The sequence below is a fragment of the Ochrobactrum sp. MYb379 genome (genome assembly GCF_037479515.1).
Taxonomy (GTDB): Bacteria; Pseudomonadota; Alphaproteobacteria; order Rhizobiales; family Rhizobiaceae; genus Brucella.
The window spans coordinates 85,094-103,410 of sequence record NZ_JBBGYW010000010.1; the positions used below are offsets into that span (position 1 = coordinate 85,094).

Genomic DNA, 18,317 nt, shown 5'->3' on the forward strand with positions numbered 1-18,317 from the left:
CATGACGGGCTTCAGCCAAAGCCGCAAGAGTGATGTCCTTGCTGACAACCTGCTCCGAGCAGCAGGACTTTCCGGCGACGATTTAAAGTCACTCGCGCATGTTTTTAAAGATGCATCCCTGCATTTTTGCTCTCACCTTGCAGAAGGCTCGGCTGCCGCATTTTCCTCCGATGCAGGTTCTGTCGACATAACCGACAATGACAGACTAAGCCAGATCCTTGAGCAGGCAGCGATCATCGCGCCTTTGAAAGCCGATAATTGGGGTTGCTCGCTCTTTGTAACAGCGGATTCGACACTGGTCTTTGCGGTTATTGAGGCCATGTTTGGTGCACAGGGCAATCTGGGAAGCACTGACCTTGAACGTCCCTTCGGTATGATGGAGCGCAAGGTTTCGGGTGTTATTGCATCTTACTTCGCTAAGGCTCTCGATCAGGTTTTCACGGGCAATGGCAATTCAGTTTTCACAGCTGGGGAATGTCTTGATACCGCGGATTTCAACCGTGATGATCTGGATCAGTCCCGCCTTTTCAATTGCCAGATAGAAGTGGCTGCGGCAGGCAAGACTGGCTTTATACATCTTTTGCTGCCACGCAGCAGCCATAAGCCGATGCAGGATGCTGTTACAGCGTTTCTGCGCCGCCCGGTCAATCAAGCCGACCCGGCATGGGCAAAGAGGATGCGACAGGAAGTCAGCCGTGCTCGCATTGATCTGGAGGCCTTCATTCAGCAAGGCAGCCTGACCCTTGATGCACTTTCCCGGCTTGAAGTCGGTCAGGTGCTCAAATTGCCAGCCGACGCGATGGAACAAGTGCGCCTGCGTGCGGGCACCCAGCAACTTTTCAAATGCTCACTCGGCAAGTCCGGCATTCATTTTACAGTCAAGATTGGCGATCCTGTCGATCAGGAAGAGGATTTTATCGATGAGCTTGTTGCTGGCTAACATTCTTTCAACACTCATGGCCCTCGCTTCACTTGGTGCGCTGATTGTGGTTGGACGCAAAGCAAACGAAACCATTAAGCTCGGCAAACTGTTGACGCTGCGCGTTGCCGCCGCATCCAACGGGCTTGAGCGGGTCGCAAAATCATTGCGCAGCCAGCGAACAGATCTGACTGACGAAACAGCACGTCTTGAGGCACGCCTTGGCGAAACCGCACGTGTGCGCCGTGAGATGGATGAGGCTATTGAAGAGCTGAACCGCCTGCGCAAGGCGCTGACCCGCGATATTCGACATGCGCGCAATGTTTCAGAGCTATCTATTCGCAAAGAAAATGCGACGCCTGAACACACCACTATGCAGGCACCGATTGAAAAGAAAGCTCTGCCAGTTTTTGTGCGCCGCGCAGTGAAGAAGGCAACCATTGAAATCGCAGGTCAAGCGTGACGAGCAAAAGCATGAATAGCGGCAGCAAGGAACAGAAGATGCAGCACGAACTTGACGAAGCAATTGAAGAGCTGCGCGAAGACAAGCCCCGCGCTGCCAAGGCGGGTGGTTCCAAGCCCAATCTCGAACTCATCATGGGTATTCCCGTCGATGTTCAGGTGGTTCTGGGGGGCACAACCATGCCAGTCGCCAACCTTATGAAACTTGGACGCGGTGCTGTTATCACCCTTGATAAGCAGATCGGTGATCCAGTCGACATCGTCGTCAACGGACGTGTCATTGCGCGCGGCGAAGTGATCGTTCTTGAAGACGATTCTTCACGTTTTGGCGTCAGCCTCACCGAAATTATCGGCAAGTAACGGATTCATCATGGCCGACAATGAACAGCAAAAGTCTTCCGACGATAGCGCAAGCGGACTGATCGATACACTTTCAGGCCCGCAAAAGGCGGCTGCAATTCTTGTCGCCATCGGACGCCCGTCGGCCTCAAAACTGCTCAAGCATTTTAATTCTGATGATCTGCGCAAGCTTGCGGGGCACGCACGGACACTTGATCCAATTGCTCCGGTAGACTTTGAACTGCTGGTCAAGCAGTTTGAAGATTCATTTGCGGAAGGCGCACCGGTATCTGAGGCGGCACAACGCTTTGAAGGGTTGCTGCGCGAAGCGTTGCCGCAGGAAGAAGCGGACGCCGTGTTTGAAGAGCGTGTTCAGCCGCAGCTCGTGCAGGAATCCGTTTGGGTTCAGATCACACGTCTGTCCGTTGAGAACTTACAGGATTATCTTGCGGACCAGCATCCGCAGATCATCGCCTATATCGTTTCCAAACTTCCATCCGACATGGCTGCGCGCATCTTCGTGGGCCTGCCGCCACAATTGCGTGGCGCGGTCGTGCAGCGTTCGCTTCACATTGGCAATGTTGCGCCTGCCGCTTCCGAGCTTCTGGAAGATGTTTTGCGACGCGATCTTCTAGGTCGCAGCGATACTGGACCGGTTAAAGCGCATCACGGACAGATCGCCAATATATTCAATCAGCTCGACCGTCAGGAGATGGAAGAGCTCATGGCAAGCCTTAAAGACCTCAGCCATGACGATGTAGCGCGCATTCAAGCCAAGCTTTTCAGCTTTGAAAATATTGAACGCCTTTCGCAACGTGCCCGGCTTCTGCTGTTTGATGAAGTCCAGACGGAGCAGATCGCGACAGCGCTACGCGGCGCAGATGCGTCACTGCAGGAAACGATCCTCTCGTCATTGTCCGCACGTGGTCGCCGTATGGTCGAAAGCGAGCTCACCACAGAACAAGGCAATATAACGAGCCAAAATATAACCGATGCGCGTCGCGCGATTGCTCGTATCGCAATCGATTTGTCGGAACGCGGCATTATTACGCTTGAATCAGACGAATAAGGCCCACTTAGCCCATGTCTGATGATACCGACAAAGAGAGCAAAACCGAGGAAGCAACCGAGAAGAAAATTCGGGATGCCATTGAAAAAGGCAACATGCCGTTTTCGCGGGAAATCCCCGCTTTTGCCGGTTTTGCCTCATTTCTTGTCATTGCCGTCTTCATAGCCGCTCCCGCGACGGCAAAGCTCACTGCATTTTTGCGTGAACTCATTGATCGTCCGCAGGATTGGCTACTCAACAGTGCAGAAGATGCCAGCCAGCTTTTCACGCTCGCGGCACTGGCTATTGGTCTGGCATTGGTGCCAGTCTTTATTATCATTCCGCTTGCCGGGATAGCCGCTTCCGCTTTTCAGAATGCTCCGAGCATGGTGGGTGAGCGTATTCGCCCGCAGGCCTCACGCATATCGCTTATCAAAGGTTGGCAGCGGATTTTCGGACGATCAGGTCAGGTCGAGTTTCTAAAGTCTCTGGCAAAATTCACCGCAGCAAGCGTAATAGTCTTCTTCGTCTTCTTCAAGGGCAACGATCTCTTCACACAAGCCATCGCGACCGACCCTCGCGGCCTGCCAGAGTTTTTACGCGAAAACCTCGTTCGGTTGCTGGTGGCAAATCTCTTAGCAATTGCAGCGATTGCCGCATTCGACCTTGCATGGTCGCGCATTCATTGGAAACAAGAACTGCGCATGACCAAACAAGAGGTAAAAGACGAACTCAAACAATCCGAAGGCGATCCACTGGTAAAGGGCCGGCTACGCTCGCTCGCTCGTGATCGCGCCCGCCGCCGCATGATAAGCGCTGTACCAACAGCAACGCTGATCGTCGCCAACCCAACGCATTTCTCCGTTGCCTTGCGCTATAAGCCCAATGAAGACGCTGCCCCTATTGTCGTTGCCAAAGGTCAGGACCTGATTGCATTGAAGATTAGAGAAATTGCAACGGCAAATTCTATCCCTGTATTTGAAGACGTTCCGCTGGCGCGTGCTCTTTACAAACAAGTCAATGTTGATCAAATGATTGCACCAGAATTTTATAAGGCCGTCGCTGAACTTATTCGTGTTATAAATACTCGACGAACAATAAATTGAACAATTTTTCAATGAAATCATTATTCACTAATATAGTATATCTCAATTCTTCAATACTGGTGATAACACGATGAAAAGCATGCAGTTTTCAAATGAACGTGAAGCGATAATAGCACGCAATATCCGTGACGTTGTTGCAGATCTTCGTCTTGTTGATCCAGCAGATTATATTGCATTCATCAGATGCGAATTGCTTGCCAATATTGCCGACATCGTCAATTCCGCGACAGAACTTTACTTTTATCCCGGCACGCTCACCCTTGGTCATGGCTGCGACTTTGTTTGCGACTGGTTCAGCAACCCATCCGTTACTCTGGACATGGAATTCCGCAACAAGGGTGTCTATGCTTATTTCCGCCTCACTCTTTCCGGTAAGACCGCAAGCGTAGAACTCAACCATATCGTCTTTGACAACCCGGATGAGAACCCGACGCACAACACAGCCCGACTGGCTGACGCAATCGATGATGCAAAGCTTTCCTTGCGCAAAATTGCCTAGCGATGGCCGATAATAAGCGTAGGCATATCAGAAAAGATGCTGGACTTCAGGCATATCGATAATGCCGAGCGACAACGCCGTTGCAACTGCCGATGTTCTGTTTGAACAATTGAGCTTGATTTTTGCGTTCTGAAGATAGGTCACAACCGTCCAGCGCGCGATGTTCAAAATTTCTGCGATTTCGCCGTCTGTTTTGCCATTTGCAGCCCAGCGCAAACAATCCAACTCACGCTGGGTCAAAAGAGCAACGGCAGCACTCATCTCTCGCCCATCGCAAAGCGTGTGATGAAGATGACCGGCAGCGCTGATCAGCAGTGGCCGCAAATTTGCTATAAATTCTTGACGATCAATAAGCGTATCCAATTGGAAGCTGAATTGAGAACAGCCAGCAATCCCTTTAGGTGTACGGGCAGAAACAGCTACATGGACATTGCCTAAGCCCTGCTTCTCCGCATCGCGAAACATATCCGCTATATGCTTACTTTTATCAGCATCGCGTTTGAGATCATGCACAAGCCCATGGACGTCACTGCGGAAAAAAGGCGCATCTTCCTGAAATAAAGGATCGACGGAAAAATAATTTGTAGCCGCATATTTCACCATCCAACTGGTGGGCGCGGAGGTCACTACGGTTAGATCAGACGAAAAGTTCCGGGAGCTGTTGCTTAACCGATTGCGGTAGGCATGCATGATATGCCGACAACCGATCTCATCACGAATGCGCACCATTCTGGCAAGGATATCAGTCTGATGTGCCGTTCCGAAAAACGTCTTCCTGAAATTTGGAAGATGGATCAAGTTGAGAGTCATGCCTAAAATCCCTGCAATAAAATAAAGAGGGCCTCATTCGAACCGTACATAATCTGAACGGCGAATCAACTCCAACACGCTTTATTAGAGACACCTAGACACATGAAAAACCGACCTGCTGGCAAGCAGCGAATCTGGAATTTTCATGCCTTACACACAGGAAGAATTGGGCAAAGCGTTGACGAAAAAAACGGCTGCGTTCAAGGAGAACACAGCCGACACTCTATCGTGTTGTTTTTATGGAGGAACCTGAATTGCAAGCCAAAAGGTTCCAAAAAACACAGTTTGCCACTGTATCACACAGTTAAACGATTTTTTGTCAGGCGCGGTTCTGCAGCGCTTCGGCCATGGCACGCAACGTTACAAATGTAGACGCTGCACCGGGATCGATATGGCCAATGGATCGCTCGCCAAGCTTGGCTGAACGTCCGCGACGCGATTCCATTGCAGCCGTCGCTTTCATGCCCGCTTCCGCGCCATCGCGCGCCGCAATCAGCACGTCGAGCGTGGATTTTCCAGCCTGTGCCGCCGCTGTTGCAGCCTCAACCGCCGGAACCCAGGCATCGATCATCGTCTTGTCGCCCGGTGCCGCGCGGCCCCGGTCCTGGATGCCTTGCGATGCCGCTGCAAGCCATTCAGCAATACCGGTTCCATCAAGGTTCAAACGGTTGCTGACGGCAGTGCCTGCACGCAAGAATGCTGTCGCATAAAGCGGGCCGGACGAAGCGCCCACCGCGTCCAGAAACGCTTTCGCCATGCGCTTGCAGATGGCTTCAATGGTTTCATCGTCCTGTTCGTCTTCGAGCGCATGCTGAACAGCCTTCCAGCCGATCTCCATGGTGATACCATGATCGCCATCGCCAATCACGCCATCAAGTTCCGAAAGCCAGTTCTTCTCGGCAATGATCTGATTGCCGACATTCATCATCATTGCCTTGAACAGTGCAGGTGTCACATCGCCATCGGTGATGAGCAAGCGGGGCGCGTCTGATGTTGCTTCTTTATGTTCAACAGTGCGTGCTGCCTTGCGGTGTGAAGCTGGTTCACGGTCGCTTGCCTGTACAGCACCGACAGTCAGAGCTGGCGTGTGGCATGGATGATCAAGCAGTGTCTGCAAAGTGGCATCAAGCTTCATCAGCGTTACCGAAGCGCCAGCCATTTCGAGCGATGTCGCATACTCACCGACCCATGAGGCATGGATCTGAATTTCTCGACCATCAAGAATCTGCTTCACGCGGCGGAAGATCAGGTAAAGCTCGATATGCGTGGTTGCGCCAAGGCCGTTGACCAGAACAGCAACGCGATCACCAGCTTTGAGTTCAAGTTCTTTTAAAACGGCTGCTACCAGCTCGTCAGTCACTTCATCGGCAGGTGCAAGCTTCTGGCGGCGGATGCCCGGCTCGCCATGCAAACCCATGCCGATTTCCATCTCGTCGTCGCCGATGGAGAAGTTTGGCTTGCCGGTTTGTGGCAGCGAGCAAGGGCTAAGCGCCACGCCCATCGAGCGGGTCGCCTCATTCGCAGCCTGTGCAAGCGCTTCCACACGCGGCAGGGATTCACCCAGATCAGCGGCAGCACCCGCAACTTTGAATACGAAGAAATCACCGGCAATTCCGCGACGCTCCGACTTGCGATCAAGTGGCGCAGAAGCTACGTCATCCGCTACTGCGACATGACGCACATCCATGCCGTCTTGTGCGAGTTCTTCAGCAGCCATAGTGAAGTTGAGAACGTCGCCTGTGTAATTGCCGTAAAGCATCAGCACGCCAGCACCGCCATCGGCAGCGCGTGCGGCTTCCGCAATATGTGCAGGCGATGGAGAAGCAAACACGTTGCCAACAGCGGCTGCATCCGCAAGACCGCGACCGACATAACCCGCAAAAGCTGGCTCGTGGCCTGAGCCACCGCCCACAACAATACCGACTTTGCCTTCACGCGGCCCATCGACCGCAACAACCGCACGACCTGTCTCGCCTTCGACGCGCAAGATATCAGGATGCGCGCCAACCATGCCTTCGATCATTTCTGCGATGATATTTTCAGGCGCGTTGATCAGCTTCTTCGTTTTGACTTGTTCACTCATAGTTTTGGCTTTCTTAAACTTATTGCCTGATCAGTGCGCATCCCGGCGCAGATAACGACGCGATATAGCATCGAATGAGATGGCCAGCACGACGATTGCACCCGAAACAATGCCCTGCCAATAAGGAGAGACACCGAACAGAACGATAATGTTTTCAATAATAGCGATAATACCCGCACCGAAGATCGCACCAATCGGGCTGCCGATGCCGCCAGTTGTAGCAACACCACCAATAACCGAAGCAGCGATTGGAGCCAGAACCCAGCTATCACCAATCGACGGCTGAGCAGTGCCAAGACGCGCAACCATCAGAACGCCAGCAAGCCCTGCAATGGCACCGGCAAAGCCAAACACCATCAGACGCACGCGATCCACGCGAATGCCCAGCATACGTGCACCGTCGCGGTTGTTACCAATGGCATACATGTAACGTCCGAACGGGGTTTTCAGCATCACGAAAGTAGCGATCAACAGCACCACAAACATGATCAGGAACGGCACAGGAATTCCAAAAAAGTCGCCACGACCAAGGAAGTGAATTTCGCGCGGGATACCGGTGATAGCAACACCCCGCGTCAGCACCAGATTGGCTCCACCAAAGATGCCTGCCGTACCGATGGTTAGCACCAGCGAATGCAACCGCAGGAAGGTGACGAGGAACCCGTTGAACAGGCCGAGGCAAAGTCCAAGCAGGATAGCCAGCAGCATGGCGGAATAAGGCTCGAAGCCCATCCGCATCATCAATATGCCGGAGACGACGCCGCTCAATCCGCCAATAACACCGAGCGACAGATCAAGCTCGCCCAGCACCATCAGCATCGACTGTGCAATGGTAATGAGGCCGACAAAGGCCAAACCGCGCGCCACAACCGACAGATTGTAAGTCGTCAGGAAGTAGGGCGACATGATCGCTGAAAGGGCGAAGATTACCAGCAGAGCCACAAAAACACCGGCCAGCGGCGTGCGGATGAGATTGGAAAGGGGATTAGTTTGCATCGGCTTTTACCTCTGTTCCAAAGATCGCGCCCACGAGTGTTTCATTGTTGGTATCGGTGGTGGAAAACTCACCGGTGATATGGCCGTTATGCATGGTGATGATACGGCTTGCGCATTTCTGCAGTTCGTTGAGTTCGGAAGAAACGAGGATGACACCCACGCCTTCTTCGGCAAGATTTTTCATGATGCGATAAATTTCGGATTTAGTGCGGATATCGATGCCCTTGGTCGGCTCATCGAAGATGAGTACGCGCGGACGAGTAGCCATTGCGCGACCGATAATCGCCTTCTGCTGGTTGCCACCAGAAAGCTGCGAAATGCGCTTACCCATGCCCGACGTGCGGATACCGTAATCATCGATGATCTTCTGCACGATATTGCGTTCGCGACTATCCGAGATGCCCAGCTTTCCGCTGGTCAATGACAAAACCGAAATACCGATATTTTCGCGTAGCGACAGAAGAGGCAGAATGCCGTGATGTTTGCGTTCTTCCGAGAGGTAAAGCATTCCATTGGCAACCGAACGCGACGTGTCATTCAGTGCCCAGCTTTCGCCCTCGACCTTCACCTCGCCTGCTTTGGCTTTCAGAAAGCCAAAGATCGTCTGCATCACTTCGGAGCGCCCAGCGCCCACCAGTCCGGCAAAGCCAAGAATCTCTCCCTTACGCAGATCAAAACTGATGTCTTCAAAGCGAGAGCCGGACAGTCCACGCACTTCCATGATGGTTTCAGTGGTAGGCTTTGACGGGCGGAAATGCTCATCAAAGGAGAGGTCACGGCCAGACATGGCGCGGATCAGATCCGCTTCCGTTACGTCCTTGATGTGACCGCTTTCGATCTTCGTTCCATTGCGCAGAACCGTATAATCATCGCCAATCTGAAAGACTTCTTCCATTTTGTGGCTGATGAAAACAATCGCATGGTCGCGATCAAGCAAGCTGCGGATAACCTTGAAAACACGTTCGACCTCAACCCGCGTCAGCGAGGATGTCGGCTCATCAAGGATCAGCACCTTCATCTGCTCATTTGTGCAGGCGCGTGCAATCTGCAAAAGCTGTTGATCGGACACGGAGATATTGGCAACCAAATCATCTGCCTGCGCTTCGATTCCGAAGCGGTCGAGATAGGATTTCGCTTCTTTCAGCAACGCCTTGCGGTTGACGGTAAAGCCGCCATGGCCGGTTCTGTTGAACGGCATGAACAGATTTTCAGCAACGCTCATCTGCGGGAAAAGTGTAAGTTCCTGCGGAACATAGGCGACGTTTTTATAAAGTGCTGCGTCAGTAACCGGATCGCGGCCATCAATCAGCACCTGACCGCGCGAAGCGCTGTCGGTTCCGGTCAGAATTTTAACGAGTGTAGATTTGCCGGCACCGTTTTCGCCAGCAAGAATATGTGTGCGACCCAGCTCAATTTTCAGGTCAACACCATCCAGCGCGGTTACGCCCGGAAAATCCCGGCCTAATCCGCTTGTTTCAAGATAAGCCATGATGGACACCTTGGAAAACTATCGCTGCGTTTCCGGCAAACTGCCGGTCAAAGTCGATAGGACAGGAAAGAATGGAGCACGGGAGAACCCGTGCTCCTGCAACAAGTCCAGAACGGATTAATTGCCTACATTTTCCTTGGTCAGGAATGCATTGCCGGTGTCGATATAGCCCGGAACCGGAGCGCCAGTTGCCTGTGCCCAAAGTGTCATGACCGACCAGTAACCCTGAAGTTCAGGTTGCGATGCGGACGAGCTGTCAGCAACACCATTGCGGATCATGTCGAGCATTTCTGGCAGATTGTCGAGACCGACCAGCGTAACCTTGCCCTGCTTGCCAGCTTCAACGATCGCCTGACCGATACCGATCGGGCCAGCCGCATCCGAAGCAACCCAGCCCTTAAGGTTTGGGTTGGCCTGCATAATGGCAGCTGCCTGCTGCTGCGCGATTTCGATGCTATCATTGTCGATGCCTTCAGCAACGACCTTGATGCCCGGATGTTCTTTGAACACTTCGCGATGGCAATCCGCGCGGATTGAATGGTTTGGTGCGGTTGGCACGCCCATCATGATCGCGACTTCGCCTTCACCACCGAGCACTTCGACCAGACGACGGGCAGCAATCTTGGCCTGCTCACAGAAATCCGAACCGATATGGGTGATGCTCATGCCTTCAGGCGGCACGGAGTCGAACAGGACCAGCGGAACTTTCTGGTTCTGTGCTTCTTCAAGCGATGCGCGGTTGCCCGATGGATCGAGCAGATCAAGTGCAAGGCCATCCGGACGGGTTGCAAGCGCACTGTCGATGATCTGGTTCTGCTGAACAACGTCTGCGCTCTGTGGTGCGGAGTAGACGATTTCAACATTGGCGCCAGTCTGCGCCTTAAGGGCAGCCGCAGCCTGCTGCGCGCCATCATTCACCTTATCAAACCAAGGATGCACGACCTTTGGCACGATGACAAAGCGATAGCTGTCTTTTTTGACAGTTCCCGGCGCATCCTGCGCCATGACCGAAACAGGTACTGAAAAGGCAGCAACAGCCGCCAGCAAAGCAAGCTTCTTCATAGATTCCTCCCTTGGAAATCAGACGAAACTTCCTCCCGTCTGACTATTAAAAGATCACCCGGGAAGGCTCCTCTGCCTTCGACCCGATAGCGAACTCTCGCTATCAATACATATGTATATTTGAAATTACAAGAGTAAAAATATGTGAGTCGATTGCACGCACGCAGACCGACATGCTGCGAACGCAGTCGTTCCCTGACTGTAGGCCAACTGCAACAGCAGTGCCTTAAGATGAGTGCATCGCTCATATATTATTGCGTTTCGCTTCCCACATCACTATGGTGCCGCCACACACAACCGGTGCCCACCTTGAACCACTCTGATAAATCCAACCTGCCATCAGCTCTCCAATTGCGTGAGATTGTCGACGTCGACTTGGCCATTACCGAATATTACGATGAACTGTGCCGCACGGTTCGTCGACGCGGTCACGCGTCATCAAATGCCAATGAAATTGTTCATGATCTCTACGTAAGGCTGAAAGACCGGAAGACCGATTTAGAAGGCAAATCTTCACTCCGTGCCTTTCTGAAGCGAGCAGCGATCAACTTGGGATTTGATCGGTTTCGACGCGAACAATTTGAAGCTAAAATCTTTTCGGGCACTCAGGAAGAAGCCGCCAACATCATCGGCGCTGAAACCGATCCTGATACCGCTCTTGACATGCCGCAGCGTCTCAACTGCCTGCGAAATGCAATCATGGAACTACCCTATCGTCAGCGCCGAATTTTTATTGCGCACCGCATTGGCAACCTGTCGCCCGACGAAATTGCTCAGCGTTTTGGAATTACGCGCAACATGGTAGACCGGCATCTTCGCAAGGCACTCATTCATTGCCTTTACAGACTCGACGAACTGGATCAGGCATAATGCGTGCATCAAAAACCAAAACGGAAAAGTCTGAACGGCTTATCCGTGAACAGGCTGTCGATTGGCTTATGCAGTTACAGTCATCGCCCAAAGATTTGGTATTGATTGAAGCGTGCGCCGCATGGCGCGCGCAAGATAGCCGTCATGAAATAGCATTTACAAAAGCTTCGCGTGTTTTCAGTGACTCACGTTTCTTGCTGCTTCAGGATACCGATTTTGCAAAAACAGCGGCCAGAAGACCACGTTTCCCTGTTGCAGCAGCGGTCACTTCAATGGTCATATTTGTGGGTATTGCAGGCGGATTCATCGCTTTCGATGGACCGATGCGTCTGCGCGCGGATGTTATGTCCGCAAGCCGCGAAATGCCATTCGTCAAACTCTCTGACGGCTCTACCGTCCAGCTCAATTCAAGATCAGCGATCTCTTTTGACATTACAGAGGAAAGCAGACGCGTTTATCTCCTGCGGGGCGAAGCCTATTTCACCGTTGCACCTGACAAGCAGCGTCCGTTCACCGTTATCGCCGCAAATGGCGAAGTGACAGCGCTCGGCACACAGTTTGATGTTAAGTTGCAAGGTCAGGGCGCCGATGTTGTTGTCACCGAGCATGCTGTTGAAGTGCAGACCAGCGCCGATAAAGCGATGTTCAGTGCTGATCAAAGCCTTCGCCTTGAGCAAGGTCATCGTGTTTTTTACGACAGTGACAGTGGCATCGGAAAAATTACAAAAGTAGACCCGGAACTGGCCGCATCTTGGCGCACAGGACGACTTATCTTCGAAGATCAGCCGCTTGGTCATGTGATCGAGGATATTGCGCGTCATCTTCCCGGTCGCGTGATGATTGCGAGCAATGATCTGGCAGAACGCCGCGTAACCGGCACTTTCGATCTGTCAGCGCCATCAACCGCACTTGATGATTTCATCAATGCATTTGATCTCAAAGCGGTGCGGGTTGGTTCCTTGCTAACAGTGTTGCACAATTAATTTTAAAAAGAATGTCCCAGCCAGCCAATTTCATTCGTCCACTCCATGAAAGGCAGTTTGCGCGGCGAGCGTAACTGCTTCAACATCAAATGTTCAACGCCTTGAACGTTGAGACTGGATACGAAATGAAAAGCTCCGCCTCGTGCATTCTTGCGACCTGCGCACGCACCGTTTTTGCCTCGGTTCTTCTAAGCAGCACAGTTCTGACACCACTTCTGAGCGCGCCCGCCATGGCGCAAGCAACAACGCAGGCTGTTGCAGTCAACGTTCCAGCAGGTACACTTGCAACCGGCCTCAATCGCCTTGCTGTTCAGACAGGCTTGCAAATCGCATTTGATGCTTCCGTTACCAGCGGCCTGAATACATCAGGCGTTCGTGGAACGATGACGCCAGTGGAAGCGCTTTCCACCTTGCTGCGCAATACCGACATCCAATACCGTTTCACTGGCAGCAAAACTGTTCGACTGGAGCGCGAAACCGCTGCAAATAATGCGATTGCCCCTGTCACCGATGGCAGCCTTCAGCTTGATACAATCAACATCGCCCGCATCACTGGCGTAAATTTTTCCGAGCTTGACCCGCGCGTGTCGCAGATCACAACCGAACAGCTTGAGCAGGCACAGGCGTCAACTATTCCAGAACTTGTGAAGAGGACACCCGGTGTTTCGATGCTGGGCGGCGTACGCACAGAAGGTCAATCAATTGCCATCCGCGGCTTTTCACGCCAGACTGACGTTCGTATCTTGCTCGATGGCGCTCCAAAGAACTTTGAGAAATACGATCAGGGTACGATCTTCGTTGAACCTGAACTTCTCAAGCGCATCGAAATCGAAAAGGGCGCGACCACCGTGCGCTACGGCAATGGTGGTTTCGGCGGCACGATCAAGCTTGAGAGCAAAGACGCGGCCGATATGTTGCGTGATGGCGAAAACTGGGGCGCTTGGGCCAAAACCGGCTATCAGACTGCAAACAAACAGTTTCTTGAAACGGGCGCCATATATGGCCGCTCCAATCTTGGAACTGGCATAAATCTTGATGGTCTTGCGAGCCTGACATGGCGCAAGGGCGACAATATGCGCGTCGGCGGTGGTGATGTTTACAACTATTCCAGCTCCGAACTGACATCCTTTTCCGGCAAGCTCAGCGGCGAATATGGTGGCCATGCGGTAAAAGCGTCTGTTCTTTATGGAGAAAGCGCCAACTGGGGCCCACTTGCAGCCATTCGTGGACAGTTTGAGCCAAGCAGCAATGCTTTGGTGCCTGGTACACCAGCATATAAGGCAGCGATCCAAAGGCTCCTTGCTTGGCGCGAACTCAAAGATTTCACCTCCGTTGTGGAACATACCTATGACGGTGACAGCGATCTGGTGAATACGCGCATTATGGCAAGCTATTCATCGACCGACATGCATGCAGAGCGCTTTCCCGGCGTCAATGGCACTGCATCACTCGGCGGCACAGAAAACGATGCCAAATATTCGGACTTTCATATCGAGGCTGAAAACACCTCAAATTTTGAATTGGGTGGAATCGATCACAGCCTGAACTATGGTGTGCAGTATAACCATCACGTTCGTGATGTGACGATGTTCGATAAGGCCAATGCAAAAGATCCGCAGTATAATTACGGTTATTATGCACCATGGATCATGCCTGCTGGCAAACAGGATGTTACATCGTTCTTTGTGCGCGATAAAATGGCAATTACCGACAAGCTGACGATCACGCCCGGTCTTCGTTACGACTATGTGCGCTCGGAAGGCGTTCCGAATGCTGCGCCTCGTTATAATAATCCTGCCGCCGGTCACGATTATTCAGCCACCTCACATCATGGCTTCACGCCGGCGGTCAGCGCATCATACCAGATCACGCCTGCAACGCGTCTGTTTGCAGACTGGGCCTATGCGATGCGCGCGCCCAACATTGATGAAATCTATTCAACGCAGAGCATTCAGACCAAGACATCCGGCACAAGTCGGGATCTGAACGTTGAGCGCAACAACACGATCAATATTGGTGCAGATACGGCGATCAATAGCTTGTTTACCGACGGCGATATGCTGATGGTGCGCGGGTCGTTCTTCAACAACCATATTTCCAACCCGGTTGGACGGCGCGTGGGTAGTAAAAACAATGCGAACTTGAAGGAAGGTGAAGCAGCATTTTACTGGAACATGCCATCCTACTATACACGCGGTATCGAACTTGAAGCACATTATGAAAATAACTTCATGTTTGCCGATACCAGCCTCACCTACATGATTGGAAGGCGCGAAGGCACGCTCAACAACGTCAAAGGTCCAGACAGTTATATCAACGATATCATGCCAACGACGCTGATCACGACACTCGGCTATAAGCTGCCTGATCAGGATATCAATTTCGGCTGGACAGGAACCTTTGTCGACAAGCAGGACAGAACCTCTCATGTCAAAGATGATCTGAGTTATAATCGCCCCAAGGCTCCGGGCTATTCGGTACATGATCTGTTTTTCAACTGGACGCCGACACAGGGTGTTATGAAGGATTCTGAACTACGGCTGGCTCTGGAAAACGTCTTCGACAAAAACTACGAGCCTTATCTGAGCGACGGCATTTCAGCTATGCCGGGACGCAATCTGAAAGTTTCTTTCAGCCGCAAATTTTAAACAGCTGCGGATCTGCTGGAGCGAGTCTCCAGCAGATCCGCGGTAATTTCTGAACAGGGTTAGCATTTAAATAAGCCGCATATGGAGATGAGGCTTTGATCGGCCTTAGAGTCCCGCTTTGATTGTCACTGATCGACCGATTTCATATCACAGGTCGTTTCAGCATTGGAGCAAAGTCCTCTGAACCAGGCTCGGCCAGTCGATTGCTCACCGCTTGAAAGCTCGACAAGCTGCTCACTGGGCAAACGTTTGCGCAACAATGTATAATCCAGCAAGAGCCAATCCTCATGGCAGGCGAGGATATTGTTGATCTGGCCCATTTCCGTCAGCCAGTCGCTGCCGATATCAAGCAGACGCTCGCTCTCAGTTTCAGGCTTCAAAAATCCTCTTGCCGACTGAATGCCGATTGTAGCTTCGTCTGACCTGATCCAGCCCTCGCCCTTATAAATCTTGCGCGGAACATAATCGTCGCTTTCTTCATTATATGCATCGCTCGCATTGGCGATTTTAAGCCAGCCGTCTCGGGTCTCCTTCACATCAAAATAAATGCTGTAGGCATATTGTGGCTCCGCAGTATCTGAAACTGTCGGTATCTGACCGACGATTTCCGCTGCATCGGACGGCTCCCCGCGCACTGCTATGAAAGGCTTTTTATTGCTCGTCCATGCGCTGAATGCACAGGTTGTTGCCTCTTCGGGAACCACTGCCTGAGCACTTGCAGACTGTGCCATATCAAAGGACGTAAATACCGGTAAAGTAAGGGCAAAAGCTGTAAGATATGAACCAAACCGCATTACAATCTCCTAGTGTGGCTGCGAACCCGAAATTCGCTCCAAGGAATGCTTCAAAATGATGCCAATTTTGGCTTCGCCATACTAGGAAATCCCTTCACTCGATGAAAACCTTCACGCTGGCAGCGCGTCCGCCTGCATCAACAACGGTCAGTGTGGAATAGCCGGTGCCATCCGGTAGCCATGTGGCTGTGCGGCGGCGGTTGGGTTCGGCAATGGGTTTGCCGTTGGCAAGCCAGCGAAACGGTGCGCGTCCGCCCTGTAATTTCAGAACCAGCGGCGAGGCATTATCGGTCAGGGCTTTCAGTTCGACATGCGCGCCATCCGGTGGAAAGACAATACGTGGTGCAGGCTCAATCGTGGCTTTGAGAACCGGCAGAGGATCGCTGCTCGATGAAAAGCGTATCTGCGTTACAGGAAGATCGGCGCGTGCTGTGCGAAATGCGCCAACAGGCGCACGCGGCAGAGGCACGGACGCGATGCGCGAACGCACAAAGGCTTCAAACAGGATGGGCGCTGCCGAAACATAACCAGCAAGGCCCGGCACCGAGCCGCCATCGGCACGCCCGACCCAGACACCCAGCACATAACGCCCGTCATAACCGACCGACCAAGCATCACGATAGCCATAGGACGTGCCGGTCTTGTAAGCGAGGCCGAGGCGTTTAGCACCCTGCGGCGGCACGACACCAGCCAGAATATCGCCAATCTGCCACGATGCCTGCTCGCTCAGAATAGGAGCCGATGGTTGAACAGGTTCTGAACCTTCGGTGCCGTCACGAAGCGCTGCCCCTCGCCCGCCATTGGCAAGGCCAGTATAAAGCTGCACCAGATCGCGCAGGCTGATGCCCGCGCCACCAAGGCCGATAGCCAGTCCCGGCGCTTCACCTTTCGGCAATTGCAGATTAACCGCCGCCTGTCGAATACGCGTGGTGAGCCGTGCAGGACCAATTGCATCAAGCAAGCTGATGGTCGGCACATTCAGCGACATTTGCAGCGCCTGACGGATGCTGACATCGCCCTGATAGCTCATATCGAAATTGCGCGGACGATAGCCCGCAAAATCCTGCGGGCGGTCCTCGATGATGGTTTCCTGCGCAATCAGTCCCTGCTCGAAGGCCAGCCCATAGATGAAAGGTTTTAACGTTGAACCGGGCGAGCGCACGGCGCGGGTCATATCGATCCAGCCCTGCCGCTTGCCATCGAAGTAATCAGCGGAGCCAACCTCACCCAGAATATTGCCATTGCGACTGTCGGCCAGCACCATGGCGACCGATACTTTTGGCCCAAGCTTCGCAGCAGCTTTGCGTGCCACAACTTCAAGCCCAGCCTGCACCGACTTTTTAAGCGTCAGCTGATGCCGGGCCTCGGTCGGTGCCTGTTTCAAAGCGAGATCGGCAAAGTGAGCGGCCAATGAAGGCAAGGGATGACGCGTCGCGGATATGCGCTCACGCGATGCACGCTCGGCTTCTTCGCTCGTGAAAACATCAGACGAAACCATGCGTTTTAGAACGCGATCCCGCGCGGCAACAGCATTCTTCATCTCACGATCCGGACGTCGGCGCTCCGGCAATTGCGGCAGGGCCACGAGAAGTGCTGCTTCCGACGTGGTGAGGCGCAGCGGCTCCTTGCCGAAATAGGCAAGTGATGCCGACCGCACACCTTCCAGATTGCCGCCATAGGGCGCAAGCGTTAGATAGCGTTCGAGAATTTCAGACTTGCTCAACCGCCGTTCGATCTGGATCGCTCGCGCCAGCTGTCGGAACTTGGAGCCGAAACTGCGACTTTCGCGCGGCTCGATAAGGCGTGCAAGTTGCATGGAAAGTGTGGAACCGCCGGAAACAATACGGCCGCTCCCTGCAAGCTGATACGCGGCCCGAAGAAGCGCTGTGAAATCAATGCCGCCATGATCGTAAAAACGCTTGTCCTCATAGGCGATCAGCATTTTCACGAATTTCGGATCGACATCCTCAATCCGCGTATTCAAGCGCCAGTAGCCGTCCGGCGTTGCATAGGCACGCAGCAAAGCGCCGTCGCGATCCATAACTTCGGTGGAAATGGTCAGCCGTTCCGGCAAAGGCGGAGGAAAAGCGCGGTCGAGCCAGTCAAGCCCGACCACGGTTCCGATTGCGGCAATGCCGAGAAACGCGGCACCGCCAATTGCTATTTTCCAACGCCTTTTCATTTGTTTAGCCATGAACTTGTCCGAAAA

At 52.8% G+C, this 18,317-nt stretch carries 16 protein-coding genes; 9 read left to right on the top strand and 7 right to left on the bottom strand.

Going from position 1 to position 18,317, the window contains the following annotated elements; translation table 11 throughout:
• Position 1: 1 nt before the first annotated feature.
• The 6 genes from WH356_RS17330 to WH356_RS17355 all read left to right on the top strand — a co-directional run bounded on the left by WH356_RS17330 (position 2) and on the right by WH356_RS17355 (position 4,373).
• Positions 2–940 carry a FliM/FliN family flagellar motor switch protein gene (locus WH356_RS17330; protein ID WP_339513017.1) on the top strand — a complete coding sequence of 313 codons (939 nt, stop codon included), beginning with the start codon at positions 2–4 and terminating at the stop codon, positions 938–940.
• Positions 921–1,382, top strand: coding sequence for a BAB2_0123 family type IV secretion system effector (locus WH356_RS17335; protein WP_339513019.1), 462 nt, complete (start codon positions 921–923; stop codon positions 1,380–1,382). The genes WH356_RS17330 and WH356_RS17335 overlap by 20 nt, the downstream gene beginning before the upstream one ends.
• 11 nt (positions 1,383–1,393) lie before the next feature.
• Positions 1,394–1,741: a flagellar motor switch protein FliN gene (gene fliN, locus WH356_RS17340; RefSeq protein WP_339513021.1), complete on the top strand. Its 348-nt coding sequence runs from the start codon at positions 1,394–1,396 to the stop codon at positions 1,739–1,741.
• A 10-nt stretch (positions 1,742–1,751) separates the two neighbouring features.
• Positions 1,752–2,789 (top strand): flagellar motor switch protein FliG, encoded by a 1,038-nt coding sequence (locus WH356_RS17345; RefSeq protein ID WP_339513023.1) that lies wholly within the window; start codon positions 1,752–1,754, stop codon positions 2,787–2,789.
• Between the two features lie 14 nt (positions 2,790–2,803).
• Positions 2,804–3,874 carry a flagellar biosynthesis protein FlhB gene (gene flhB, locus WH356_RS17350; RefSeq protein WP_339513025.1) on the top strand — a complete coding sequence of 357 codons (1,071 nt, stop codon included), beginning with the start codon at positions 2,804–2,806 and terminating at the stop codon, positions 3,872–3,874.
• A gap of 70 nt (positions 3,875–3,944) precedes the next feature.
• Positions 3,945–4,373, top strand: a complete 429-nt coding sequence (locus WH356_RS17355; RefSeq protein ID WP_339513027.1) for a hypothetical protein — start codon at positions 3,945–3,947, stop codon at positions 4,371–4,373.
• Between the two features lie 27 nt (positions 4,374–4,400).
• Here the strand turns inward: WH356_RS17355 and WH356_RS17360 are convergent, their stop codons facing one another.
• The 5 genes from WH356_RS17360 to WH356_RS17380 form a co-directional block, all read right to left on the bottom strand.
• A complete protein-coding gene (locus WH356_RS17360) occupies positions 4,401–5,183 on the bottom strand; it encodes a helix-turn-helix transcriptional regulator (protein ID WP_339513028.1) in 783 nt (260 codons plus the stop codon).
• A 319-nt stretch (positions 5,184–5,502) separates the two neighbouring features.
• Positions 5,503–7,266, bottom strand: a complete 1,764-nt coding sequence (dhaL, locus tag WH356_RS17365; protein WP_339513029.1) for a dihydroxyacetone kinase subunit DhaL — start codon at positions 7,264–7,266, stop codon at positions 5,503–5,505.
• 30 nt (positions 7,267–7,296) lie between these two features.
• Positions 7,297–8,262 (bottom strand): ABC transporter permease, encoded by a 966-nt coding sequence (locus WH356_RS17370; protein WP_339513030.1) that lies wholly within the window; start codon positions 8,260–8,262, stop codon positions 7,297–7,299.
• On the bottom strand, positions 8,252–9,751 hold the full coding sequence (locus WH356_RS17375) for a sugar ABC transporter ATP-binding protein (protein ID WP_339513032.1): 1,500 nt from the start codon (positions 9,749–9,751) through the stop codon (positions 8,252–8,254). The genes WH356_RS17370 and WH356_RS17375 overlap by 11 nt, the downstream gene beginning before the upstream one ends.
• Positions 9,752–9,868: 117 nt before the next feature.
• Entirely contained in the window at positions 9,869–10,813 is a 945-nt protein-coding gene (locus WH356_RS17380; RefSeq protein WP_339513034.1) for a substrate-binding domain-containing protein, read from the bottom strand.
• A 300-nt stretch (positions 10,814–11,113) separates the two neighbouring features.
• On the opposite strand from WH356_RS17380, the gene WH356_RS17385 reads away from it, so the two are divergent.
• The 3 genes from WH356_RS17385 to WH356_RS17395 all read left to right on the top strand — a co-directional run bounded on the left by WH356_RS17385 (position 11,114) and on the right by WH356_RS17395 (position 15,314).
• Positions 11,114–11,683 (top strand): RNA polymerase sigma factor, encoded by a 570-nt coding sequence (locus WH356_RS17385; protein ID WP_339513036.1) that lies wholly within the window; start codon positions 11,114–11,116, stop codon positions 11,681–11,683.
• Positions 11,683–12,666: a FecR family protein gene (locus WH356_RS17390; RefSeq protein ID WP_339513038.1), complete on the top strand. Its 984-nt coding sequence runs from the start codon at positions 11,683–11,685 to the stop codon at positions 12,664–12,666. The genes WH356_RS17385 and WH356_RS17390 overlap by 1 nt, the downstream gene beginning before the upstream one ends.
• Before the next feature lie 125 nt (positions 12,667–12,791).
• Entirely contained in the window at positions 12,792–15,314 is a 2,523-nt protein-coding gene (locus tag WH356_RS17395; RefSeq protein ID WP_339513040.1) for a TonB-dependent receptor, read from the top strand.
• 125 nt (positions 15,315–15,439) lie between these two features.
• Here WH356_RS17395 and WH356_RS17400 read toward each other — a convergent pair whose 3' ends face one another.
• Positions 15,440–16,108, bottom strand: a complete 669-nt coding sequence (locus tag WH356_RS17400) for a hypothetical protein (protein WP_339513042.1) — start codon at positions 16,106–16,108, stop codon at positions 15,440–15,442.
• Between the two features lie 94 nt (positions 16,109–16,202).
• The gene (pbpC, locus tag WH356_RS17405; protein ID WP_339513044.1) at positions 16,203–18,302 is read right to left on the bottom strand and encodes a penicillin-binding protein 1C; all 2,100 of its coding nucleotides are present in this window, start codon (positions 18,300–18,302) and stop codon (positions 16,203–16,205) included.
• Positions 18,303–18,317 lie beyond the last annotated feature (15 nt).